This is a genomic window from Mesobacillus maritimus, from assembly GCF_044803185.1.
GTDB classification, from domain to species: domain Bacteria; phylum Bacillota; class Bacilli; order Bacillales; family Cytobacillaceae; genus Mesobacillus_B; species Mesobacillus_B maritimus_B.
The window spans coordinates 1-24,849 of the sequence record NZ_CP085225.1 but is presented as its reverse complement, the minus strand read 5'-3'; the positions used below and the strand labels follow the sequence as shown (position 1 = coordinate 24,849).

The window sequence follows — 24,849 nt, the reverse complement described above, 5'->3', positions numbered from 1 at the left end:
GTGTCCCACGGTGATTTTCATTTCACTTCCTTTACATTAACAAGCCTTGTCCTTAATTGAGTAACGAGTACTAGTAAAATAAGGGGAGTTTTTCCCGTTAACCTGCAGAATAGGGCTCGGTTTGGAGGATACAAAATGGTCCATTTTCATGTTTTTCGAGTAAATAGGGGGAATCTTTCCCTCTATTTCATCTATTTTTCGTATTATTTCCTAAATAAGAGGAATTTCTCCACTTATTTTAATAGCTTATCGCCTGGCAATTCTTGAAGATTTGGAAATCGCTGAACCGGTGCTTATCTTGAAATACAAAATGCTTGGAGCATGTCTCCAAGCATTTTTTCTGATTTACTTGCCGAATTGCTTTTTAATTCAAGTGCGAATTACTATATGAAAAGCAATGTTAATTCGTATTTTGTACTTCAAAACAGAACCCGTTAACTAAATGGTTGACTGTCTTTTTTTTCTCGCTTTTAAGCTAAATATTCCATGTCTATTCCTGATGATATTATGTTAAAATGAAGTCTGTGTTTTTTTACAACTATGTTCTGTAATTTTTAAAATAGATAACCGGATAGAAAAGGAGGACAAACTGTGGGGGAAACACCTTTTATCACGGTTGAAGGACCGATTGGCGTCGGCAAAACATCTTTAGCGAAAGCCATTTCTGAACAATTTCAATACGCCTTATTGAAGGAAATTGTTGATGAAAATCCATTTCTCGGAAAGTTTTATGACAATATCGAAGAGTGGAGCTTTCAAACGGAAATGTTTTTTCTCTGCAACCGATACAAACAATTAGGAGATATTAATAAAAATTTCATCAGTCAAAGTCAACCAGTTGTTGCAGACTATCATATCTTTAAAAACTTAATTTTTGCTCAACGTACATTAAACCGACAGGAGTACGAAAAATACTATAAGATATACGATATTTTAACACAAGATACGCCAACTCCAAATGTTATTGTCTATTTACATGCAAGTCTTGATACCCTGTTAGAACGAATCGAGATGCGTGGCAGGGAAGTAGAGAAAAACATCAGTTCTGCTTATCTTCAACAACTTTCTCTGGATTATGAGGAAGCGATGAATACATTTGAAGTACAATATCCTCACATTCCCGTTCTACGTTTTAATGGCGACGAACTAGATTTTGTGAAAAATGAACAAGACCTACAAAAGATTATCTCACAGCTTTCAGCATCATTGACTAAAAGGAGCGTACAACAATGAATCTACGAATGAAATATGACATCCCACATAATGCCGTCATTACTGTTGCTGGTACCGTAGGAGTCGGAAAATCCACAATGACAAACGCTCTTGCTGAAGCACTAAAATTTCGAACCTCCTTTGAAAAGGTGGATACAAACCCCTATCTGGATAAATTTTATGCTGATTTTGATCGCTGGAGCTTTCATCTTCAAGTTTACTTCCTAGCTGAGCGCTTTAAGGAACAAAAAAGAATTTTTGAGTATGGCGGAGGATTCATTCAAGATCGCTCAATTTATGAGGATACTGGAATATTTGCAAAGATGCATTATGAAAAAGGAACCATGTCACCCGTTGATTATGAAACCTATAAAAGCCTGTTTGATGCAATGGTGATGACTCCTTATTTCCCGCATCCTGATTTATTGATTTATCTTGAGGGAAGCATTGACGATATTCTAGACAGAATTCGTTTGCGGGGCCGTCCAATGGAGCAGCAAACACCAATTGAGTATTGGAAAGAGATGCATGGGCGTTACGAAGATTGGATTAATAACTTTAATGCCTGCCCTGTACTAAGATTAAACATCAATGATTATGATATTGTGAGCGATAAGTCCACTATCGATCCGATTGTGGAGCGAATCGGTTCGTTTATCCACCAGACACAATTATTAAAAAGATAAAAGTAGGAAAGACCAGTACAAATTCGACTGGTCTTTTTATTTTTGATTGGTTTAACTATGTGTTGATCCCCGCTCCAAGGGACAGCCTTTAGTTTGAGTTCTTTATCTACACAAAAAAACCTGCTACCAAGTGGTAACAGGTTTTTTAATCTCCAATATTTATGCGCAAATATTAAGTATCAATAGTATGGAGGAGGAAAGGGGATTCGAACCCCTGCGCGGTTTGACCCGCCTGTCGGTTTTCAAGACCGATCCCTTCAGCCGGACTTGGGTATTCCTCCGTATCGACAAGAATTAATTTATCATATTACAAAAACCATGTCAACATAATAGTGATATTTTTTTATGGGCGGAAAAGGTTCCGCCCATAATTTTTAATTTTGAGGTCGAATCACTTCAACATTACGCATATAAGGACGTAATGCCTCAGGAATCACGACGCTACCATCTTCCTGCTGGTAATTCTCAAGAATAGCGGCTACCGTGCGGCCGACTGCAAGGCCAGAACCATTTAATGTATGTACATGCTCTGGTTTTGCCTTAGGTTCGCGGCGGAATCGGATATTTGCTCTTCTTGCCTGGAAGGCCTCAAAATTACTACAAGAAGAGATTTCACGGTATGTCCCATAGCTAGGAATCCACACTTCAATATCATACTTCTTTGCAGCTGTGAACCCGAGGTCTGCGGTACACATGCTAAGCACGCGGTACGGGAGACCCAATAACTGAAGAACCTTTTCAGCATTATTCGTTAATGCCTCTAATTCTGCATAAGAATCTTCTGGTTTTACAAACTTTACAAGCTCTACTTTATTAAATTGATGCTGTCGGATTAATCCACGTGTATCACGACCCGCAGACCCTGCCTCAGAGCGGAAGTTTGCACTGTACGCAACATATTTAATCGGAAGCTGCTCACTGCTTAAGATTTCATCACGGTGTAGGTTTGTAACTGGAACCTCTGATGTAGGAATTAAGAAATAATCAGTATCGGCCACTTTAAAAGCATCTTCCTCAAATTTAGGTAGCTGACCTGTCCCTGTCATACTAGCTCGGTTTACCATATATGGTGGCAGGACTTCGTGATACCCATGTTCATCGGCATGAAGATCCATCATAAAGCTAATAAGTGCACGCTCTAAACGGGCCCCTAATCCTTTATAAAAAGCAAATCGACTCCCCGTTACTTTTCCGGCACGTTCAAAATCAATAATCTTTAATTCATCGGCAATGTCCCAATGTGGCTTTGCCTCAAAAGAAAACTCTGGAAGCTCGCCCCATTTACGAATTTCAACATTATCATCCTCTGTCTCTCCGACTGGAACACTTTCATGAGGGATATTTGGAATGCTCATTAATAGATTGTCTAATGTTTCCTCTACGCCTCTTAATTCTTCATCAAGGGCCTTAATTTTATCGCCAACCTCGCGCATTTCGGTAATTAACGCATCTGCATCCTTTTTCTCTCTTTTTAAAATCGCAACCTGCTGAGAAACCTCATTTCGTTTTCCTTTTAGTGTTTCCGTTTCGACAAGCAATTCTCGTCTTTTAACATCAAGAGCTTCGAACTTACCAAAATCAGTTAAATCCTCTCCTCGATGTTGTAGTTTCTGCTTTACTTCTTCAAAATTAGTTCGTAAATACTTTACATCAAGCATCTGCAATTCCTCCTCCAAACTTATTTGCTTTGGCTTACAGCAATAAAAACACAAAAAACTCCCGTCCCCTAAAAAGGGACGAGAGTTACCCGCGTTGCCACCCTGATTGAAAGCATACCATTAGGACACTTTCCTCTTTGCAAAAGATAACGGCTTGTGGCCGAAAGCATATACTTGCACTTGGCTTTCCATGCTTTGCTCGAGGATGGATTCACAAGTCTCACCCACCGGTTTGCAGCAACCACCGGCTCTCTTAAGAAATGAGGACAAGTTACTAGTTCCTGTCATTGCTTTTTCCTATCAGGTTTTATTATTACCAATTTACTATATTTATTTCCAGCGTGCAACTGAATTATACTACCGATGATTTTACCTTTGACTCCACAACCATTTGTACAAAGAAGGCAGTAAGTCGGTGGTCATCTGTTAGTTCTGGATGAAATGAACACCCTAGAAATTGACCTTCACGCGCGGCAACAACCCGGCCATTATGCTTCGCCAATACTTCAACATTCTCGCCTGCTTCGACGATGTGTGGCGCTCGAATAAACACCGCAGAGAATTGTTCAGCTACTCCATTAATGTCAAGGTCGGATTCAAAGCTTTCACGCTGACGTCCAAAGGAATTTCGTTCAACGGTCACATCCATGACCCCGATGTGTGGCTCTTGATAACCGACCACATGCTTAGCTAATAAAATTAAGCCAGCGCATGTCCCGAACATCGGCTTGCCGTCAGCCGCAAACTGCTTTAGCTCAGGCATAAAGTTATATTTATCAATTAATTTTCTCATCGTGGTGCTCTCGCCACCAGGAATGATGAGCCCGTCCATTTCCTTTAACTCTTCAGGCCACTTAATAACAAAAGCCTCCGCACCGCTCGATTCAACGGCACGTACATGTTCTCTTACTGCACCTTGTAGCCCAAGTACGCCAATTTTCACCATAGGTCTCTTACCACCCGCGGTCCTGCATACGAGCTTCTGGAGCTAAGGATGATATTTCAATGCCCTTCATAGCTCCGCCTAGTCCTTTAGACAATTCAGCAATCAACTCATAATCCTGGTAGTGAGTAGTAGCTTCTACAATCGCACGGGCGAATTTCGCAGGGTTCTCTGATTTGAAAATTCCAGAGCCAACAAATACTCCATCTGCACCAAGTTGCATCATTAACGCTGCGTCTGCTGGAGTTGCTACACCGCCAGCAGCAAAGTTTACAACAGGTAAGCGACCTAGACGCTTAATTTCAAGCAGGATTTCGAAAGGGGCTCCGAGAAGCTTTGCCTCAGTCATAATTTCTGCATCGTCCATTGTCACTAGTTTACGAACCTGTGCATTTACCTTACGCATATGACGAACCGCTTCAACAATATTTCCTGTTCCAGGCTCACCTTTCGTACGTAGCATTGCTGCTCCTTCGCCAATACGTCTAGCTGCTTCACCAAGGTCGCGGCATCCGCAAACAAATGGAACTGTATATTCACTCTTTAACAAATGGAATTCTTCATCTGCTGGAGTTAGAACTTCACTTTCATCAATGTAATCTACGCCCATCGCCTCAAGAATTCTCGCCTCGACAATATGTCCAATTCTAGCTTTCGCCATGACCGGAATTGAAACGGCTGCCATAACCTCTTCCATAATCGTAGGATCAGCCATTCTTGCTACTCCACCAGCAGCACGGATATCTGAAGGAACTCGCTCTAATGCCATGACAGCAACGGCGCCAGCCTCCTCGGCGATTTTCGCCTGTTCTGCATTAACAACATCCATAATGACGCCGCCTTTTTGCATTTCGGCCATTCCTCGTTTTACGCGATCTGTACCTGTTTTCATATTCTTTCCCCCACTTTATAATAGTTTCAAATCTTTCAAATCCACTTCTTCTATTTTAGAGGAAAAGTCCGACAAAATAAATCGGAATATTAAAATTTCCCTTAATGGTAATAAACATTAAAAAAGGATTCCTGTCAATAGGAATCCTTCGCTTTATTGTTTTAGTAAGATAATATTTTATTAAAATAAACCCTTAACAGCAGATGCTACACTGCTGAATAAATCGCCGAAGAACCCGCCAATGCCTCTCATTGAAAGCACGAACCAATTTGCTTTTTCAACATCTTCAGCAGCTACAACTGGGACTTGTACAGATTTTTGTCCTTCACTAGTAATGAAGGTAACAGCTTCGCCACTTTTAGGTTCTACCGTTATATATCCAACCTGTTGTCCCTTTTCAATTGGAGCAGTTAATTCGCCATCTTCATTTATTAGATCTTTATTTAAGACTAGCTTTGGTACAAATTCGTCCTTTTCTCCATTTTTTATAGTAAGAACGAGTTCGTTAGCAGTCTGAACGTTTACCTGATTTTCTTTCCCCTTTGTAACAGGGATTGTTTCCTGACCTTTTATTTGATAGTTCTCATCAAATATTTTTTCTTGTCCAAAATTACTAAAAGCATAGTTCATTACTTTAGCAGTCTCAGCAAAACGTGTATTCATAGTGTCCGTCTTCATGACAACAGAAATATACCTTTGGTCACCTCTTTTGGCAGTAGCTGTAAAGCCGTAACCCGCAAAGTCGGTTGAACCAGTTTTCAGACCATCAATACCTTCGTATTCATTCACTAAGGTTGGTAACATAAAGTTGAAGTTATCATAGGTCTTTCCATCTCTAAAAGGCAACCTTGGTTGGCTAGCTGTATCTAATACCTCTGGGTAATCTGTAAGCAAACGATAAGCAAGCCTTGCTGTTGCACGTGCCGACATCACATTTTCTTCATCTGGTGCTCCAGCTGGGTGGTTTCCTAATAATGAGCTATTATTCAAACCTGAAGAGTTTACAAATTTATAATCCTCTAGTTTTAATTCAGCTGCTTTATCGTTCATCATTTCAACAAAGTTCTTTTCAGTGCCCCCAATAAGCTCTGCAAGTGCTACTGTAGCAGCATTCCCAGAATGGATAGCCATCGCCTGATAAAGCTCTTCTACTGTGTAATCTTCTCCTTGAGTTAATCCTACATTCGACAACCCTGGAGCAGCTGATAAACGGTGAACATATTCATTGATTTTTACTGTTTGGTCCCAAGTAATCTTTCCTTCATGAATGGCTTCGAGTACGAGATACTCCGTCATCATTTTTGACATAGAAGCGACACCTAGGACAACATCTGCATTCTTTTCATATAAAACTCTACCAGTATCGCCATCTAAGAGAATGGCTGCCTCAGCACTTAGGCCAAGTGGATCCTCTGCAGCTTTTGCATTTCCTGCAAATCCAGAGAATAACGTGGTTAAACTTAAAATAAATACGGCAACAAAAATTGAAAACTGTCTGTAACGCTTCAAAGCAAATTTCCCTCCAGCTCATTAAAATAAATCTATTTGTATGTTACTAGTTTCCCCTTTTAAAAACACACCCGTTTAGTTTAACATAAACGAAATTAAAAAAACAGACAGAGAAAAGTCTCTGTCCGTAATAAAAATAATCCATTATTCCATTTAGGAAATTAGGCTCAACTAGTTGAGTAATTTGGTGATTCCTTCGTAATCTGAACGTCATGAGGATGGCTCTCTCTTAGTCCTGCTCCGGTCATTTTAATAAATTGACTGGTTTCTCTTAGCTCTAGTAGATCAGCAGCCCCACAGTAGCCCATACCCGAACGAATTCCGCCAATGAGCTGATAAATTGTATCAGCTAGTGGCCCTTTATAAGCCACTCTACCTTCAATACCCTCTGGGACAAATTTCTTATTATCTTCTTGGAAATATCGGTCCTTTGAACCTTTTTCCATTGCACTCACTGAACCCATGCCACGATACACCTTAAATCGTCTACCTTGATAAATTTCTGTCTCACCAGGGCTTTCCGTTGTCCCTGCAAGCATACTTCCAAGCATGACTGCGTGGCCACCTGCTGCTAAGGCCTTCACAATATCTCCTGAGTATTTAATACCACCATCAGCAATAATTGACTTACCATGCTTGCGGGCTTCTGTAGCACAATCATAAACTGCAGTAATTTGCGGTACTCCTACACCCGCCACTACCCTTGTTGTGCAAATAGAGCCTGGGCCGATACCGACCTTTATGACGTCGGCTCCAGCCTCGATCAGGTCCTTTGTTGCTTCAGCAGTCGCAACGTTACCAGCAATAATCGTAAGCTCAGGATAGGCTTTTCGAATTTGCGCTACTGTTTCAAGAACACCTTTTGAATGACCATGTGCCGTATCAATGACTATCACATCGACTTGTGCTTTAATAAGCGCTTCGACTCTTTTCATAGTATCTGCTGTAACACCTACAGCGGCCCCTGCAAGTAAACGACCCTGGTCGTCTTTTGAGGAATTAGGGAATTCAATCACCTTTTCAATATCCTTAATGGTAATAAGACCTTTTAAAATACCATTTTCATTTACGAGTGGGAGCTTCTCAATTTTATAACGCTGGAGAATTTTCTCAGCATCCTGTAGAGTTGTTCCGACAGGCGCCGTAACTAAGTCCTCCTTCGTCATTACATCAGAGATTAGAATAGAGTAGTCTTGGATAAACCGAAGATCACGGTTTGTTAAAATACCGACCAGTTTTTGTTCTTCTTCATTGTTCACAATCGGAACACCAGAAATCCTGTATTTGCCCATTAAATGTTCTGCATCAAAAACTTGGTGTTCTGGGGTTAAAAAGAAGGGATCCGTGATAACACCACTTTCAGATCTTTTAACCTTATCTACTTGCTCAGCCTGCTGTTCAATGGACATATTTTTATGAATAATACCTAGTCCACCCTGTCTTGCCATACTAATGGCCATTTCAGCCTCTGTAACAGTGTCCATACCCGCGCTAATGATTGGGATATTCAATTTAATTTTCTCCGTTAAAGGTACTTGGAGATTTACGTCTCTAGGCAATACCTCTGATTTAGCAGGTACCAGCAATACATCATCAAATGTTAGTCCTTCTTTTAAAAACTTACTTTCCCACATCGTAAATAAACCCCCTTTAGAACAAAATATTATTAGTAAGGTTACCAATTGGACAAAATACTGTCAAGAAAGATTCGGTAAGTTAGACTTTTCTGAAAATGGTTGGAGGTTTTATTTGTGTCTTTTCACTATCAAAGCTGGGGTAGTTTTTCATTATATTTTTCCGCGGACTACTCACGAGACTTTTTATTAAAGTGCTACCGTAAATTACGAATTGAAAATGCAGAACAAAAAAGCTTTGAAAACTGCTATCCATTTATTTATTACTTAGAACATGGAAAAATATACTACCAACAGGCAGCTATATCTCCCATTCACATACAGCCAATCCTCCTTTTTTACGGGTTGGTTCATCTGGTAAAGGCTTGTATTTTAACGGTGAGTCCCAACTATCCAGAGACAACAACAGTTCTTGCCCATGGATTAACTACTCGTAAGCGAAAGAAACAACAATATTCCTTTATGGATGACGAGGTAAAATTACAGAAACATGGGTTGTTTCCACTAATGGCAGAGAAACTGTTTCACATGAAACAATTGGAAGGGGAAAAGGTAAAGATGGGGGATATTCTTAAGTTTATTCCGGAGCTATCGTTTCACTTTTCAAAGTTGACTGGAAAACCAACTTTTCTAGAATTAACTAAAGATGCTGACCTTTTCATCCTTTCTAAAAACATTTTGGATGTATACCATATGACCGAAAATCGATTTATGGATTATTTTCAAAGCAAATCTGTTGCTTCCTTATCCTTTCAAGAGGTAAATGATCATCAGCTTGCATTTAAAATGGAGCCTCATTCTGTGGTTGAGCCCATACCTCTGAAATATAACTATGTTAATAGTCATTACTCCTTTCCGTTAAACAGGGGAGACCTGTACATGATGCCTGAGTTAATGCTTCACTATTTGCTTCTCTACAATTTAGGGATGATTGCTCGTTATGAAATTGACTGGTGGAGTGAATTGATTAAAATGATGCCGAATGAAGATTACCCGTTCATTGAGTCTTTCCTTGGAGCTTCCCTACAAAAGGGTCCGTATCTTATTTATCGGTATTTGGAGGGGAAATGAGATGGGCTGTACAAGCTCTAGGACAGTCATTTTAGGGCCTTGTAGCTTTTCATTTATATAAAGACGTCTTTAGCTGTAAAAAGGAGCCTAGGACATCTGGTACACTGAAGTAAGCAAATATAATGCTAGTACATGAACTAAATCATATATTAAGTAAAGTTGATCTTATTCAGGTAAAAACAAAAAAGAACAGCCTCTATCTGCTGTTCTTTCATTTTGCCTGGCGACGTCCTACTCTCACAGGGGGAAACCCCCAACTACCATCGGCGCTGAGAAGCTTAACTTCCGTGTTCGGCATGGGAACGGGTGTGACCTTCTCGCTATCGCCACCAGACTACTATTTAATTGAAGGTTTATTCCTTCAAAACTAGATAATGTGTAAGAAGTAAAAGTAACACGATTTGTATCAAAGTTTTTTCGCATTAGCGAAAATAACTATCAAAAATTTGGTTAAGTCCTCGATCGATTAGTATCAGTCAGCTCCACACGTCACCGCGCTTCCACCTCTGACCTATCAACCTGATCATCTTTCAGGGATCTTACTAGCTTGACGCTATGGGAAATCTCATCTTGAGGGGGGCTTCATGCTTAGATGCTTTCAGCACTTATCCCGTCCGCACATAGCTACCCAGCGATGCCTTTGGCAAGACAACTGGTACACCAGCGGTGCGTCCATCCCGGTCCTCTCGTACTAAGGACAGCTCCTCTCAAATTTCCTGCGCCCACGACGGATAGGGACCGAACTGTCTCACGACGTTCTGAACCCAGCTCGCGTACCGCTTTAATGGGCGAACAGCCCAACCCTTGGGACCGACTACAGCCCCAGGATGCGATGAGCCGACATCGAGGTGCCAAACCTCCCCGTCGATGTGGACTCTTGGGGGAGATAAGCCTGTTATCCCCGGGGTAGCTTTTATCCGTTGAGCGATGGCCCTTCCATGCGGAACCACCGGATCACTAAGCCCGACTTTCGTCCCTGCTCGACTTGTAGGTCTCGCAGTCAAGCTCCCTTGTGCCTTTACACTCTGCGAATGATTTCCAACCATTCTGAGGGAACCTTTGGGCGCCTCCGTTACATTTTAGGAGGCGACCGCCCCAGTCAAACTGCCCACCTGACACTGTCTCCCACCCCGATCAGGGGTGCGGGTTAGAATTTCAATACAGCCAGGGTAGTATCCCACCGACGCCTCCACCGAAGCTGGCGCTCCGGCTTCCAAGGCTCCTACCTATCCTGTACAAGCTGTACCAAAATTCAATATCAGGCTGCAGTAAAGCTCCACGGGGTCTTTCCGTCCTGTCGCGGGTAACCTGCATCTTCACAGGTACTATAATTTCACCGAGTCTCTCGTTGAGACAGTGCCCAGATCGTTACGCCTTTCGTGCGGGTCGGAACTTACCCGACAAGGAATTTCGCTACCTTAGGACCGTTATAGTTACGGCCGCCGTTTACTGGGGCTTCGATTCAAAGCTTCGCGTGAGCTAACCTCTCCTCTTAACCTTCCAGCACCGGGCAGGCGTCAGCCCCTATACTTCGCCTTGCGGCTTCGCAGAGACCTGTGTTTTTGCTAAACAGTCGCCTGGGCCTATTCACTGCGGCTTTTCAAGGCTTTAACACCCTAAAAAGCACCCCTTCTCCCGAAGTTACGGGGTCATTTTGCCGAGTTCCTTAACGAGAGTTCTCTCGCTCACCTTAGGATTCTCTCCTCGCCTACCTGTGTCGGTTTGCGGTACGGGCACCTTTTATCTCGCTAGAGGCTTTTCTTGGCAGTGTGGAATCAGGAACTTCGGTACTATATTTCCCTCGCTATCACAGCTCAGCCTTCACGGTAACGGGATTTGCCTCGTTACCAGCCTAACTGCTTAGACGCACATATCCAGCAGTGCGCTTACCCTATCCTCCTGCGTCCCCCCATTGCTCAAACGATAAAGAGGTGGTACAGGAATATCAACCTGTTGTCCATCGCCTACGCCTTTCGGCCTCGGCTTAGGTCCCGACTAACCCTGAGAGGACGAGCCTTCCTCAGGAAACCTTAGGCATACGGTGGATGGGATTCTCACCCATCTTTCGCTACTCATACCGGCATTCTCACTTCTAAGCGCTCCACCAGTCCTTACGGTCTAGCTTCAACGCCCTTAGAACGCTCTCCTACCGCGGACATCGTAAGATGTCCACCCACAGCTTCGGTGATACGTTTAGCCCCGGTACATTTTCGGCGCAGAGTCACTCGACCAGTGAGCTATTACGCACTCTTTAAATGGTGGCTGCTTCTAAGCCAACATCCTGGTTGTCTAAGCAACTCCACATCCTTTTCCACTTAACGTATACTTTGGGACCTTAGCTGGTGGTCTGGGCTGTTTCCCTCTTGACTACGGATCTTATCACTCGCAGTCTGACTCCCACGGATAAGTCATTGGCATTCGGAGTTTGTCTGAATTCGGTAACCCGATGAGGGCCCCTAGTCCAAACAGTGCTCTACCTCCAAGACTCTCACTTCGTGAGGCTAGCCCTAAAGCTATTTCGGAGAGAACCAGCTATCTCCAGGTTCGATTGGAATTTCTCCGCTACCCACACCTCATCCCCGCACTTTTCAACGTGCGTGGGTTCGGGCCTCCAGTAGGTGTTACCCTACCTTCACCCTGGACATGGGTAGATCACCTGGTTTCGGGTCTACAACCACATACTTATTCGCCCTATTCAGACTCGCTTTCGCTGCGGCTCCGTCTTCTCGACTTAACCTTGCATGTAATCGTAACTCGCCGGTTCATTCTACAAAAGGCACGCCATCACTCATTAATGAGCTCTGACTACTTGTAGGCACACGGTTTCAGGATCTCTTTCACTCCCCTTCCGGGGTGCTTTTCACCTTTCCCTCACGGTACTGGTTCACTATCGGTCACTAGGGAGTATTTAGCCTTGGGAGATGGTCCTCCCAGCTTCCGACGGGATTTCACGTGTCCCGCCGTACTCAGGATCCACTCAGGAGGGAACGAAGTTTCAACTACAGGGTTTTTACCTTCTTTGACGGGCCTTTCCAGACCACTTCATTTACCCCGTTCCTTTGTAACTCCATGTTGAGTGTCCTACAACCCCAGAAGGCAAGCCTTCTGGTTTGGGCTAATCCCGTTTCGCTCGCCGCTACTCAGGGAATCGCATTTGCTTTCTCTTCCTCCGGGTACTTAGATGTTTCAGTTCCCCGGGTCTGCCTTCAATACCCTATGTATTCAGGTAAAGATACTGTTCCATTACGAACAGTGGGTTTCCCCATTCGGAAATCTCCGGATCAAAGCTTACTTACAGCTCCCCGAAGCATATCGGTGTTAGTCCCGTCCTTCATCGGCTCCTAGTGCCAAGGCATCCACCGTGCGCCCTTTCTAACTTAACCTATGGACGAATTTATTCGTCTCTAAAAGACAATCATGTCTTTGGTTTCTCTTTTTTAAATAAAAGAGAGAAAAATTAAAAAAGCGATACAAATGTGTGTTTTACTTTTGCCTTCTTACTTACGATTATCTAGTTTTCAAGGAACAAAATAGACACTAAAAAAAGTGTCATGGTGGAGCCTAGCGGGATCGAACCGCTGACCTCCTGCGTGCAAGGCAGGCGCTCTCCCAGCTGAGCTAAGGCCCCGTTATGAATGGTGGGCCTAAGTGGACTCGAACCACCGACCTCACGCTTATCAGGCGTGCGCTCTAACCAGCTGAGCTATAGGCCCACATAACAGGAATATATGAAATAATATCATTACTCCTTCAAAACTAAACAAACAAGCAATCAACGAGGCAAATCTTTAGATTTGCTTAGTGCAAATTTTTAAATTTGCTTAGTACGAATCGAAAGATTCGCATTCCGAATGCCCTTACGGCATTATCCTTAGAAAGGAGGTGATCCAGCCGCACCTTCCGATACGGCTACCTTGTTACGACTTCACCCCAATCATCTGTCCCACCTTAGGCGGCTGGCCCCTAAAAGGTTACCCCACCGACTTCGGGTGTTACAAACTCTCGTGGTGTGACGGGCGGTGTGTACAAGGCCCGGGAACGTATTCACCGCGGCATGCTGATCCGCGATTACTAGCGATTCCGGCTTCATGCAGGCGAGTTGCAGCCTGCAATCCGAACTGAGAATAGATTTATGGGATTTGCTTGACCTCGCGGCTTCGCTGCCCTTTGTTCTATCCATTGTAGCACGTGTGTAGCCCAGGTCATAAGGGGCATGATGATTTGACGTCATCCCCACCTTCCTCCGGTTTGTCACCGGCAGTCTCCTTAGAGTGCCCAACTGAATGCTGGCAACTAAGGACAAGGGTTGCGCTCGTTGCGGGACTTAACCCAACATCTCACGACACGAGCTGACGACAACCATGCACCACCTGTCACTCTGTCCCCCGAAGGGGAACGCTCTGTCTCCAGAGTTGTCAGAGGATGTCAAGACCTGGTAAGGTTCTTCGCGTTGCTTCGAATTAAACCACATGCTCCACCGCTTGTGCGGGCCCCCGTCAATTCCTTTGAGTTTCAGCCTTGCGGCCGTACTCCCCAGGCGGAGTGCTTAATGCGTTTGCTGCAGCACTAAAGGGCGGAAACCCTCTAACACTTAGCACTCATCGTTTACGGCGTGGACTACCAGGGTATCTAATCCTGTTCGCTCCCCACGCTTTCGCGCCTCAGCGTCAGTTACAGACCAGAGAGTCGCCTTCGCCACTGGTGTTCCTCCACATCTCTACGCATTTCACCGCTACACGTGGAATTCCACTCTCCTCTTCTGCACTCAAGTCCCCCAGTTTCCAATGACCCTCCACGGTTGAGCCGTGGGCTTTCACATCAGACTTAAAGGACCGCCTGCGCGCGCTTTACGCCCAATAATTCCGGACAACGCTTGCCACCTACGTATTACCGCGGCTGCTGGCACGTAGTTAGCCGTGGCTTTCTGGTTAGGTACCGTCAAGGTACCGGCAGTTACTCCGGTACTTGTTCTTCCCTAACAACAGAGCTTTACGACCCGAAGGCCTTCATCGCTCACGCGGCGTTGCTCCGTCAGACTTTCGTCCATTGCGGAAGATTCCCTACTGCTGCCTCCCGTAGGAGTCTGGGCCGTGTCTCAGTCCCAGTGTGGCCGATCACCCTCTCAGGTCGGCTACGCATCGTGGCCTTGGTGAGCCGTTACCTCACCAACTAGCTAATGCGCCGCGGGCCCATCTGTAAGTGACAGCCGAAACCGTCTTTCAGCATTCCCTCATGAGAGGGAATGAATTATCCGGTATTAGCCCCGGTTTCCCGGAGTTATCCCAGTCTTACAGGCAGGTTGCCCACGTGTTACTCACCCGTCCGCCGCTAATCTTCGGGAGCAAGCTCCCAAAGATCCGCTCGACTTGCATGTATTAGGCACGCCGCCAGCGTTCGTCCTGAGCCAGGATCAAACTCTCCAATAAAATGTAGAGTGATTAGCTCATAAAATAAAACGTTGGCTCATGAACTTCTATAATGGAAGACATGATAAATATTTTTTGTTGACGCTTGTTTGTTTAGTTTTCAAAGAGCAATCATCACTCGTAAGCGACTATATTAATATAACATTTCATTGTTTCATAGTCAACAACTTTTTTCACTTTTTATATAGTGATAAATTGCTCTGTTGCTGACTCTGAAGAGTATATCAGGATTTCCCCAGTTAATCAAGGTTTTATGAGCATTTTATTTTAAAAAAACCGGCTAATCATTAAGCTCACATTATACCAATTGGTGTGCGGGTTGGTGTTGATGTCAGAGAGGCATATAAATGAAGCAGACATTCTTTCCTATTCTTAATTGAGTAGCCTCTGATTGTTTAAATAAGGGGAGTTTTTCCCGTTAGCCTGCAGAATAGAGCTCGGTTCGGGGGATATAAGGGGAATTTTTCCCGTTAAGGCAAAGCAAAATGGGCCATTTTCATGCTTTTCGATTAAATAGGCGGAATCTTTCCCTCTATTTAATCTATTTTTTGTGCTATTTCCTTAATAAGGGGAATTTCTCCACTTATTTTAGTAGCTTATATCCTGGCAATTCTAGAAGATTTGAAAATCGTTGAACCGGTGCCTATCTTGAAATAAAAAATGCTTGGAGCATATATGTCTCCAAGCATTTTTTCTGATTTACTTGCCAAATTGCTTTTTAATTCAAGTGCAATTACTATACGAAAAGCAAGGTTAATTCGTATTTTGTACTTCTAAACAGAACCCGTTACACAAAATGTGCTCCTTTTAGGGTTATTCGTTGTCTTCTTCGTTTGTATCTTTATTCTCTACTTCTTCGCTAGCGAGTGTTTCTTCAGATCCTAATTCCTCGTTAGCCTCTTGACCAGGAATTAATTCTTGGTCTAAGTCCATTTCTTCTAGGTCTTCGACTTTTTCTTCTTCTTTATCAACTTGTGCAACGGTAGAAACAGCTTCGTTAACATCTTTGTTGAGGCTAATTAGTTTAACCCCTTGAGTGTTTCGACCTGTAATCGAAATACCACTGACCGGAATTCGGATGATAACACCGCCAGTCGTAATGACCATTAAATCTTCTTCGCCTTGGACAACCTTCATTGTTACAAGGTCTCCGTTTTTATCAGTTATATTACAAGTCTTAATTCCTTTACCACCACGACCCTGTCTCCTATATTCAGTAGCAGGTGTACGTTTCCCAAATCCGTTTTTCGTAACGACTAAAATATCAGCACTTTCTTCAAGTACTTCCATTCCAACTACTTCGTCACTTTCATCGAGTGAGATGCCTTTTACTCCTGTTGCGGTACGTCCCATGGAACGCACATCCGTTTCAGGGAAACGAATCATAAGACCATTTTTAGTGCCTATAATGATTTCCTTATCGCCATCAGTCAGACGAACAGAAATTAATTCATCCCCTTCACGAAGGTTAAGGGCAATAAGTCCATTGTTTCTGATATTCGCAAACGATGTAAGTGGTGTACGCTTCGCAATCCCATCCTTCGTTGCAAAGAAGAGGCTCCAGTCTTCATTGAACTCCTCGACATGAATAATGGCGTTTACCCATTCCCCTTTTTCAACACCTAGGAGATTGATAATCGGGATTCCTTTTGCTGTACGACTAAATTCTGGTACTTCATAGCCTTTTGTTCGGTATACCTTTCCTTTGTTTGTAAAGTAGAGGATTGTGTCATGGGTCGATGTTGTGATTAAGTGTTCGACGAAATCATTTTCATTTGTACCCATTCCCTGAATGCCTCGTCCTCCACGCTTTTGGGCTCGGTAGGTTGATACAGGAAGGCGTTTAATATATCCATTATGCGTTAATGTAATAACGACATTTTCTCTTGGAATCAAATCTTCGTCTTCAAACATTTCAATACCAGCAGTAATAATCTCTGTCCGGCGCTTATCGTTGAAGCGTTCTTTTACCTCAAGTAATTCTTCCCTGATGATTTCAAGGATTTTTTCCTCGTCAGCTAGAATCGCTTTTAATTCATTGATCAATTGAACAAGGCTTTGGTATTCATCCTCAATCTTCTCGCGTTCTAAGCCAGTTAAACGCTGCAATCGCATGTCTAGAATGGCCTGCGCTTGTTTTTCTGACAAGTTGAATTCTGTCATTAACCCATCACGAGCGATGTCTGTAGTACGTGAACCGCGTATTAACGCAATAATCGCATCCAGATGATCAAGGGCAATCCTTAACCCTTCAAGAATATGCGCACGTGCTTCTGCTTTGCGAAGTTCAAATTCAGTTCTACGACGAATAACAACTCTTTGATGGTCTAAGTAATAAACTAAGCATTGTTTAAGATTTAAAACTTTAGGTTGTCCATCGACAAGAGCAAGGGTATTAATTCCAAAGCTTGTTTGGAGAGCTGTTTGTTTGTAAAGATTATTCAACAGAACGTTTGCATTGGCATCTTTTCGTACTTCTATGACAATACGAAGACCATCTCGGTCAGACTCATCTCGTAAGTCTGTAATTCCATCAATCTTTTTGTCACGCACAAGGTCAGCAATTTTTTCAATTAGTCGCGCCTTATTTACTTGGTATGGAATTTCATTAACAATGATGACTTCCTTACCATTTGGTTTTGTTTCAATCTCTACTTTTGATCGCATGGTAATTGAACCGCGACCTGTTTCGTATGCCTTTCGAATCCCACTTCTTCCCAGTATGAGTCCCCCAGTTGGGAAATCAGGTCCTGGAATAATTTCCATCAACTCTGGAATGGTTATATCGGGATCATTACTTACCGCAAGGACACCATCAATAACTTCTCCTAGTTGGTGCGGCGGAATATTTGTCGCCATCCCTACAGCAATACCAGACGTTCCGTTGACAAGTAAATTAGGAAATCTGGCTGGAAGTACAACTGGCTCACGCTCAGAACCATCGTAGTTATCTTGATAATCAATCGTATCTTTATTGATATCACGTAATAATTCCATCGAGATTTTTGACATACGTGCTTCTGTGTAACGCATCGCTGCTGCAGAATCACCATCGACAGATCCAAAGTTACCATGACCATCAACAAGCATGTAGCGATAGTTAAAGTCCTGCGCCATTCGGACCATTGTCTCATAAACTGCTGAATCACCATGAGGATGGTACTTACCAATTACTTCCCCAACAATACGCGCTGATTTTTTGTAGGCTTTATCAGAGTGCATGCCAAGGTCATGCATTGCATAAAGAATACGGCGGTGAACTGGTTTTAACCCATCTCGAACATCCGGCAAGGCTCTTGCTACGATTACACTCATGGCATAATCCAAGAAAGATGTCTTCATTTCTTGGCTAATATTTATTTCTTTCACACGAGGATTAGGCGTCTCAGCCATTTGAAAACCTCCCTTAATAGAAAAGCAGGATAGACATCATCTACCCTGTTAAATATCTAAATTTTTAACATAAACGGCATTTTCTTCGATAAATTGTCGTCTAGGCTCAACTTTATCACCCATCAACATTTCGAAGGTTTCATCTGCCTCAATAGCATCCTCTAGACTTACTTGAAGCAATAACCGATTATCAGGGGACATGGTTGTCTCCCAAAGCTGGGCTGGATTCATCTCTCCAAGACCCTTATAACGCTGGATACCCGGTTTTGGTTGTGCTGGAAGAGCTGCTAATGCCTCTTCAAGCTGTTTCTCATTGTAGGCATATTCAATCCTTTTTCCTTGTTGAATTTTATATAAAGGTGGCTGTGCAATATAAATGTAGCCCGCCTCAATAATTTGCCTCATATATCGATAAAAGAATGTTAATAATAAGGTTCGTATATGTGCACCGTCGACATCTGCATCGGTCATAATAACAACCTTGTGGTAGCGTGCTTTGGCAATATCAAAGTCCTCGCCAATACCTGTTCCGATTCCTGTGATTAGCGCTCTAACCTCATTGTTTGAAAGAATGCGGTCAAGACGTGCCTTTTCTACATTCAAGATCTTACCGCGAAGTGGCAGAATTGCTTGGAAGTGGCGATCACGTCCTTGTTTTGCTGAGCCACCGGCAGAGTCACCCTCAACGATATAGATTTCACTAATCGAAGGATCTTTCGAAGAACAGTCGGCAAGCTTTCCTGGTAAACTTGATACTTCTAACGCACTTTTCCTTCTTGTTAGCTCACGTGCCTTTTTCGCTGCGAGCCTTGCTCTAGCAGCCATTAATCCTTTTTCGACAACTTTTCGCGCTACTGAAGGATTTTCAAGCATAAAGCTTTCAAAGCGTTCTGAAAAAGTGGTGTCCGTAACGTTCCGAACTTCTGAATTTCCAAGCTTCGTCTTCGTTTGTCCTTCGAACTGCGGGTCGGGGTGCTTCACTGAAATAATGGCAGTGATGCCCTCACGAACGTCTTCACCAGAAAGGTTCGCATCATTTTCTTTAAAAATACCATGTTTTCTAGCATAATCATTGATGACCCTTGTCAGTGCTGTTTTAAAGCCAGACTCATGGGTCCCGCCTTCATAGGTATGAATATTGTTTGCGAAGGAATAAATGTTCGTTGTGAATCCATCGTTATATTGGATGGCTACCTCGACACTAATCCCGTCCTTTTCGCCCTCAATATAGATAGGCTCCTCATGAAGAACATCTTTTGTACGGTTCAAGTGTTCTACATAAGACTTAATTCCACCTTCGTAATAATACTCATTCTTCTTACCATCTGGACGTTTGTCTTCAATACTAATTTTCAAGCCTCTGTTAAGGAACGCTAACTCACGTAAACGTGTAGCAAGGATTTCATATTCATACTCTAGTGTCTCTGTGAATATTTCACCATCTGGTATAAAATGAACGGTTGTTCCAGTACGGTCTGTATCCCCAATAACCTTCAAGTCTGATTTGATTTTACCGCGTTCAAAAGAGATATGATGAACCTTGCCATCCCTATGGACATACACTTCCAGAAGGGTTGATAAGGCATTTACTACTGAGGCACCAACACCGTGAAGACCACCCGATACTTTATAACCGCCACCGCCAAACTTTCCTCCTGCATGAAGGACAGTCATAATAACCTCTACGGCTGGTCGACCCATTTTCTCGTGCATTCCAACTGGGATTCCCCGACCATTATCTTCAACCGTTATACTATTATCTTTTTCAATAAACACTTTGATTTCATCGCAATACCCAGCAAGTGCTTCATCAATACTATTATCGACGATTTCCCAGACGAGGTGATGAAGGCCCCTTCCACTTGTTGAACCGATATACATCCCCGGACGTTTCCGAACTGCCTCTAACCCCTCGAGGACTTGTATTTGGTCTGCCTCATACGATTGTCCTTGCATGGCTTCTTTCTCCATTGCCATATCAATCACCCACACTTTCATTTTGCAAATCAATTTCAAACAAAGTTATAAGAGACTATATAATAAACTCCTGGACAGATGACTTCTGGGAACGTTTTTTTAAAGTCCCAGCCGCCAAAGGAGAGTAATAAACTTGATCTGTTGTGATAACAATAGATTTATACTGTTTCTTTGATAAGTGAACGACATCTAAATTCTGCCGCGTGAGAAACTCTTCAAGAACCTCAGAAAATCCTGTGCTTTCCTTGTCTAAAATCGCAATGATTTCACTTGTTCGAACTAAGGTATCTTCCCCAATATGCAGGTACATAGTTTCACCTCATTGGATTTTTGTCATTACTCCTGATTCTACCCGGTAAGCAGCTGCTTCTTTTAACGTTTTATGATCAATTCCATCTACACTAGTGGTCGTAACGAAGGTCTGAACCTTCCCTTGGATGGTATTTAACAAATGAGACTGGCGGAAATCATCTAATTCTGACAGAACATCATCAAGGAGGAGAATTGGATATTCCCCAATCTCTTTATTAATTAGCTCAATTTCAGCAAGTTTAACGGATAAGGCAGTTGTTCGTTGCTGACCTTGGGACCCAAAGGTCTGAACATCGCGATTGTTGACGATAAACTCTAAGTCATCACGATGCGGCCCAAACAAGGTTGTCCCACGTTCGATTTCTCTCGTTTTTATTTTAGCAAATTTTTCTTCATAGACCTCTATCATTTTCGACAAGTCTTGTTCTTCTGATACATCCGCTGACGGTTTATACGCAATTTTTAACGTTTCAAGGCCTCGAGATATCCCTTGATGAATAGGCAATGCCCATTGTTCCAACATCCGAATGAATTCGTACCGTTTAACAATGATCTTAGCTGCCATCTGGATAAATTGCTCCGTTAAAATATCTAGCATTGTTAAATTCGACTGTTTTTTTATCTGCAATTGTTTTAGATAGTGGTTACGTTGTTGAAGAACCTTCTGATACTGGCTGATATCATGCAAATAGACAGGGGATACCTGTCCAATTTCCATATCAATAAAACGGCGCCTTACTTGCGGACTCCCTTTTACAAGGTTTAGATCCTCAGGCGCGAACATGACAACATTCATATTACCAATATACTGACTGAGCTTTTTCTGCTCAATATGATTATACTTAGCCCGTTTCCCCTTTTTGGAAATAACAAGCTGCATGGGTACAGACCCATGATGTTTAATAACTCTACCTTCTATTTTAGCATAATCCATATCCCAACGAATAAGTTCTTTATCATTTGATGTTCGATGGGACTTTGCCATTGCCAAAACGAAGATTGATTCCATGACATTTGTTTTCCCCTGAGCATTTTCACCAAGGATAACGTTTACTTTATTTTCAAACTGCGCTTCTAGCTGTTCATAGTTACGATAGTTTTTTAATTGTATTTCTTCAATATGCATGAATGGCCCATCCTTTGATCATTGACTGATTAGGAATTTGCCGAACCCAGGGATATCGATTTCATCACCGTTCCTGAGCTTCCTTCCTCTTCTCTGATCTTGTTCTCCGTTGACATAGACTTCATGTTCACTTAAAAACCACTTAGCCATTCCGCCGGACTGAATGATCTCTGCTAACTTAAGAAACTGGCCCATTGTAATGAACTCTGTGTCAATTTTAATTTTTTCGCTCATTTTTTCACCATTTCTTTAAAAGGATTTAATACTTTATTTTACTAAATAAATGCACAAGAGACAAGTAAAGAAAAACCCCCTGCCGGTTTGACAAGGGTTCTGGAGCTGTTAGTAGGTCCTAACAGGTAAAATTAACTGAAGAATGGCTTCGTCATTTAGTGGACGAATGACAAATGGTCTCATTGCGCCTGTGAAGGAAATTTGAATTTCACTACCTTCCAGTGCTTTTAAGGCATCCATCATGTATTTTGCGCTAAAAGAGATCTTCAGTTCTTCCCCTTCAACAGATTGAGCTGAAACTTCTTCTACTACTTTTCCGATTTCAGGAGTGTTCGAGGAAACTTCGATCGTATCCCCCTCTAAAATTGAGAATTTCACAACATTATTTTTACCTTCTCTTGCCAATAAAGAAGCACGGTCAATTGCTTGAAGAAATTCTTTTGTGTTGACGACGACATCTGTTTTTCTTTCGTTTGGAATTAATCTTGCAGTATCAGGATAATTCCCTTCAAGAAGTCGGGAGAAGAATAATAAATGCTTTGTTTTAAAGAGTACTTGGTTTTCAGTAATGACAATGTCAACCATTGCTGCCGTATCATCTAGAATTTTGCTTAATTCTGTCAAACTTTTACCAGGAATGACAACATTATGTTTACCAACAGCTTCTGTTTCGAGCCTTGCTTTTCTTAAAGCTAAGCGATGGCTATCTGTTGCAATACAGATTAATTCATTGTCTTCTACCTTCCAGTTGACACCTGTCAAGATTGGTCGTGTTTCTGAGGTGGACACTGCGAAAACAGTTTGGCGAATTAAGGCTTTTAGTAGATCGGTTGGAATACGAAATACATTTTCTTCAGCGATTTGTGGTAAATGAGGATATTCCTCTGCATCCAAGCCGTTTAAATTGAATTCTGATTTTCCAGAGCGAATCACAGTTTGAAGGTGGTTCTCAACAATAATTTCAACTGTATCCATAGGCAACTTCCGCACAATTTCACTAAAGAACTTTGCTTGAAGTACAATCGAGCCAGTTTGTTTAATTTCAACAATTTCTTTGTCGCCGTCTTCTTTAGGAATAAACGATTCGATGGAAACATCGGAATCACTACCGGTTAGTGTGACACCTTCTTCTGAAACAACAATTTTAATTCCTGTTAGGATTGGAATCGTTGTTCTGCTTGTTACTGCCTTCATCACATCTTGAACACTTTGTAATAAATAGTCCCTCTGGATGACAAACCTCATTTTAAAAATCCTCCAATTTGGTATTTATTTATATTTTAAAGCATATATTTATATTTTAAAAATATAGTAAAAGTACTAGTAGGCGCTGTGGATTTGTGGATAACCTATTTTCCGACAAGGAAACACAGCCCATCCACATGTGGACAGACTGTGTGTAATCTAGTTCAAGTTATTCACATTTTCCCTATATCTTTAACTGTTCATTGATTTCCTTTACCTGCTTCTGAAGAGCAGAATCAGTCGCAAGGAGTTTCGAAATCTTTTCATGGGCATGGATGACCGTTGTATGATCTCGCCCTCCGAACTCTTCTCCAATTTTCGGAAGAGAAAAATCGGTTAGTTCACGAGATAGATACATGGCAATTTGTCTTGGGAATGCAACAGATTTCGTACGTTTCTTTGCCTTAAAGTCCTCAAGTTTCACATTGTAATGCTGTCCGACAGTCCTTTGAATATCAAGGATTGTAATGACCTTAGGCTTTGAACTAGGAATAATATCCTTTAATGCTTCTGCTGCTAGGTCAGCATTGATGTCTTTATTAATAAGGGAAGAAAAGGCAACTACTCTTATTAATGCCCCTTCGAGCTCACGAATATTGGAATCAATTTGGTTCGCAATGTACAACATAACTTCATTCGGAATATCAAGTCCCTCTGCTTTTGCCTTTTTCTTAAGAATGGCAACCCGTGTTTCTAGATCCGGAGGTGTAATATCGGTAATTAACCCCCATTCGAAACGGGAACGCAGACGGTCTTCTAAGGTTGGAATTTCTTTTGGTGGCCGATCACTAGAGATAATAATTTGTTTACTTTCCTCATGAAGGGTATTAAACGTATGGAAAAATTCTTCCTGGGTCGATTCTTTTCCGGCCAGGAACTGAATATCATCTATAAGAAGAACATCAACCTTCCGATACTTGTTCCGAAATTCCACGGCTTTGTTATCACGAATGGAGTTAATAAACTCATTCGTAAACTTTTCGGAGGTTAGATAGACAACTTTCGCGGAAGGGTTATGCTCCTGTACATAATGTCCGATCGCGTGCATGAGGTGAGTCTTTCCCAGACCTACACCACCATATATAAATAGCGGGTTATATGCTTTTGCGGGGGCTTCAGCCACTGCAAGTGAAGCAGCATGGGCAAAACGATTCCCAGAACCAATAACAAAGCTGTCGAAGATATATTTAGGATTTAACATATTATTCGGAAGGTCATGCGAATCATCTTCCTTATTCATCTTCCTCGGTGGGACAGGCAAATTGATGTCTTCCTCGCTTTGATTTTGCGGAATAATAAACTTTATGGTGAGGTTTTCTCCAGTCACCTCATAAAGGATTCCACTTATTAGTTGGGAATATCGTTCTTCAAGCCAGTCGCGGGCAAACTCGTTTGGGGCTGTAATGGTTAGTGTGTCTCCCTGGAGTGAATGAGCCTTGGTTGCTTTTAACCATGTATCAAAACTTGGTTTACTTATTTTTTTTTCAATTTTCGACAAGGACTTATTCCAGAGATCCGCGATATTTTCCAA

15 protein-coding genes, 3 tRNA genes, 3 rRNA genes and 1 other annotated feature are annotated in these 24,849 nt (G+C 42.3%); of the genes, 3 read left to right on the top strand and 18 right to left on the bottom strand.

The features are described 5' to 3' along the window. The first annotated feature begins 591 nt into the window (after positions 1-591). Positions 592-1,233: a deoxynucleoside kinase gene (locus LG336_RS00105; protein WP_404330625.1), complete on the top strand. Its 642-nt coding sequence runs from the start codon at positions 592-594 to the stop codon at positions 1,231-1,233. Beyond that, positions 1,230-1,898 (top strand): deoxynucleoside kinase, encoded by a 669-nt coding sequence (locus LG336_RS00100; protein ID WP_404330624.1) that lies wholly within the window; start codon positions 1,230-1,232, stop codon positions 1,896-1,898. Before LG336_RS00105 ends, LG336_RS00100 begins: the two co-directional genes overlap by 4 nt. Positions 1,899-2,086: 188 nt before the next feature. Here the strand turns inward: LG336_RS00100 and LG336_RS00095 are convergent. The 6 genes from LG336_RS00095 to guaB all read right to left on the bottom strand — a co-directional run bounded on the left by LG336_RS00095 (position 2,087) and on the right by guaB (position 8,534). Beyond that, positions 2,087-2,179 (bottom strand) — tRNA-Ser (locus LG336_RS00095). A 93-nt stretch (positions 2,180-2,272) separates the two neighbouring features. Beyond that, positions 2,273-3,556, bottom strand: a complete 1,284-nt coding sequence (serS, locus tag LG336_RS00090) for a serine--tRNA ligase (protein ID WP_404330623.1) — start codon at positions 3,554-3,556, stop codon at positions 2,273-2,275. A 71-nt stretch (positions 3,557-3,627) separates the two neighbouring features. Next, positions 3,628-3,853, bottom strand: a binding site (T-box leader). Between the two features lie 55 nt (positions 3,854-3,908). Beyond that, positions 3,909-4,502 carry a pyridoxal 5'-phosphate synthase glutaminase subunit PdxT gene (gene pdxT / locus LG336_RS00085; RefSeq protein ID WP_404330622.1) on the bottom strand — a complete coding sequence of 198 codons (594 nt, stop codon included), beginning with the start codon at positions 4,500-4,502 and terminating at the stop codon, positions 3,909-3,911. Positions 4,503-4,509: 7 nt separating this feature from the next. Further along, positions 4,510-5,391 (bottom strand): pyridoxal 5'-phosphate synthase lyase subunit PdxS, encoded by an 882-nt coding sequence (gene pdxS, locus LG336_RS00080; RefSeq protein ID WP_404330621.1) that lies wholly within the window; start codon positions 5,389-5,391, stop codon positions 4,510-4,512. A gap of 180 nt (positions 5,392-5,571) precedes the next feature. Next, positions 5,572-6,900, bottom strand: a complete 1,329-nt coding sequence (locus LG336_RS00075; RefSeq protein WP_404330620.1) for a D-alanyl-D-alanine carboxypeptidase family protein — start codon at positions 6,898-6,900, stop codon at positions 5,572-5,574. 167 nt (positions 6,901-7,067) lie between these two features. Further along, a complete protein-coding gene (gene guaB / locus LG336_RS00070) occupies positions 7,068-8,534 on the bottom strand; it encodes an IMP dehydrogenase (protein ID WP_404330619.1) in 1,467 nt (488 codons plus the stop codon). A gap of 117 nt (positions 8,535-8,651) precedes the next feature. On the opposite strand from guaB, the gene LG336_RS00065 reads away from it, so the two are divergent. Then, complete coding sequence (locus tag LG336_RS00065; protein WP_404330618.1) at positions 8,652-9,605, top strand: YaaC family protein; 954 nt, start codon at positions 8,652-8,654, stop codon at positions 9,603-9,605. 218 nt (positions 9,606-9,823) lie between these two features. Here LG336_RS00065 and rrf read toward each other — a convergent pair. The 12 genes from rrf to dnaA all read right to left on the bottom strand — a co-directional run bounded on the left by rrf (position 9,824) and on the right by dnaA (position 24,849). Beyond that, a 5S ribosomal RNA gene (gene rrf / locus LG336_RS00060) occupies positions 9,824-9,939 on the bottom strand. 112 nt (positions 9,940-10,051) lie between these two features. Beyond that, a 23S ribosomal RNA gene (locus LG336_RS00055) occupies positions 10,052-12,988 on the bottom strand. A gap of 169 nt (positions 12,989-13,157) precedes the next feature. Beyond that, positions 13,158-13,233 (bottom strand) — tRNA-Ala (locus LG336_RS00050). 8 nt (positions 13,234-13,241) lie between these two features. Beyond that, positions 13,242-13,318 (bottom strand) — tRNA-Ile (locus tag LG336_RS00045). A 162-nt stretch (positions 13,319-13,480) separates the two neighbouring features. Continuing rightward, positions 13,481-15,031 (bottom strand): 16S ribosomal RNA (locus LG336_RS00040). The 16S, 23S and 5S rRNA genes sit together here with 2 tRNA genes alongside, the layout of an rRNA operon. 813 nt (positions 15,032-15,844) lie before the next feature. Next, on the bottom strand, positions 15,845-18,424 hold the full coding sequence (gyrA, locus tag LG336_RS00035) for a DNA gyrase subunit A (RefSeq protein WP_404330617.1): 2,580 nt from the start codon (positions 18,422-18,424) through the stop codon (positions 15,845-15,847). 48 nt (positions 18,425-18,472) lie between these two features. Next, positions 18,473-20,395 carry a DNA topoisomerase (ATP-hydrolyzing) subunit B gene (gene gyrB, locus LG336_RS00030; RefSeq protein ID WP_404333299.1) on the bottom strand — a complete coding sequence of 641 codons (1,923 nt, stop codon included), beginning with the start codon at positions 20,393-20,395 and terminating at the stop codon, positions 18,473-18,475. A 61-nt stretch (positions 20,396-20,456) separates the two neighbouring features. Next, positions 20,457-20,711, bottom strand: coding sequence for an extracellular matrix regulator RemB (remB, locus tag LG336_RS00025; protein ID WP_404330616.1), 255 nt, complete (start codon positions 20,709-20,711; stop codon positions 20,457-20,459). A gap of 9 nt (positions 20,712-20,720) precedes the next feature. Further along, positions 20,721-21,839: a DNA replication/repair protein RecF gene (gene recF / locus LG336_RS00020; protein ID WP_404330615.1), complete on the bottom strand. Its 1,119-nt coding sequence runs from the start codon at positions 21,837-21,839 to the stop codon at positions 20,721-20,723. Positions 21,840-21,857: 18 nt separating this feature from the next. Then, positions 21,858-22,073, bottom strand: coding sequence for a S4 domain-containing protein YaaA (gene yaaA, locus LG336_RS00015; RefSeq protein ID WP_404330614.1), 216 nt, complete (start codon positions 22,071-22,073; stop codon positions 21,858-21,860). 108 nt (positions 22,074-22,181) lie between these two features. After that, positions 22,182-23,318, bottom strand: coding sequence for a DNA polymerase III subunit beta (dnaN, locus tag LG336_RS00010; protein WP_404330613.1), 1,137 nt, complete (start codon positions 23,316-23,318; stop codon positions 22,182-22,184). A 184-nt stretch (positions 23,319-23,502) separates the two neighbouring features. Continuing rightward, the gene (gene dnaA, locus LG336_RS00005) at positions 23,503-24,849 is read right to left on the bottom strand and encodes a chromosomal replication initiator protein DnaA (protein ID WP_404330612.1); all 1,347 of its coding nucleotides are present in this window, start codon (positions 24,847-24,849) and stop codon (positions 23,503-23,505) included.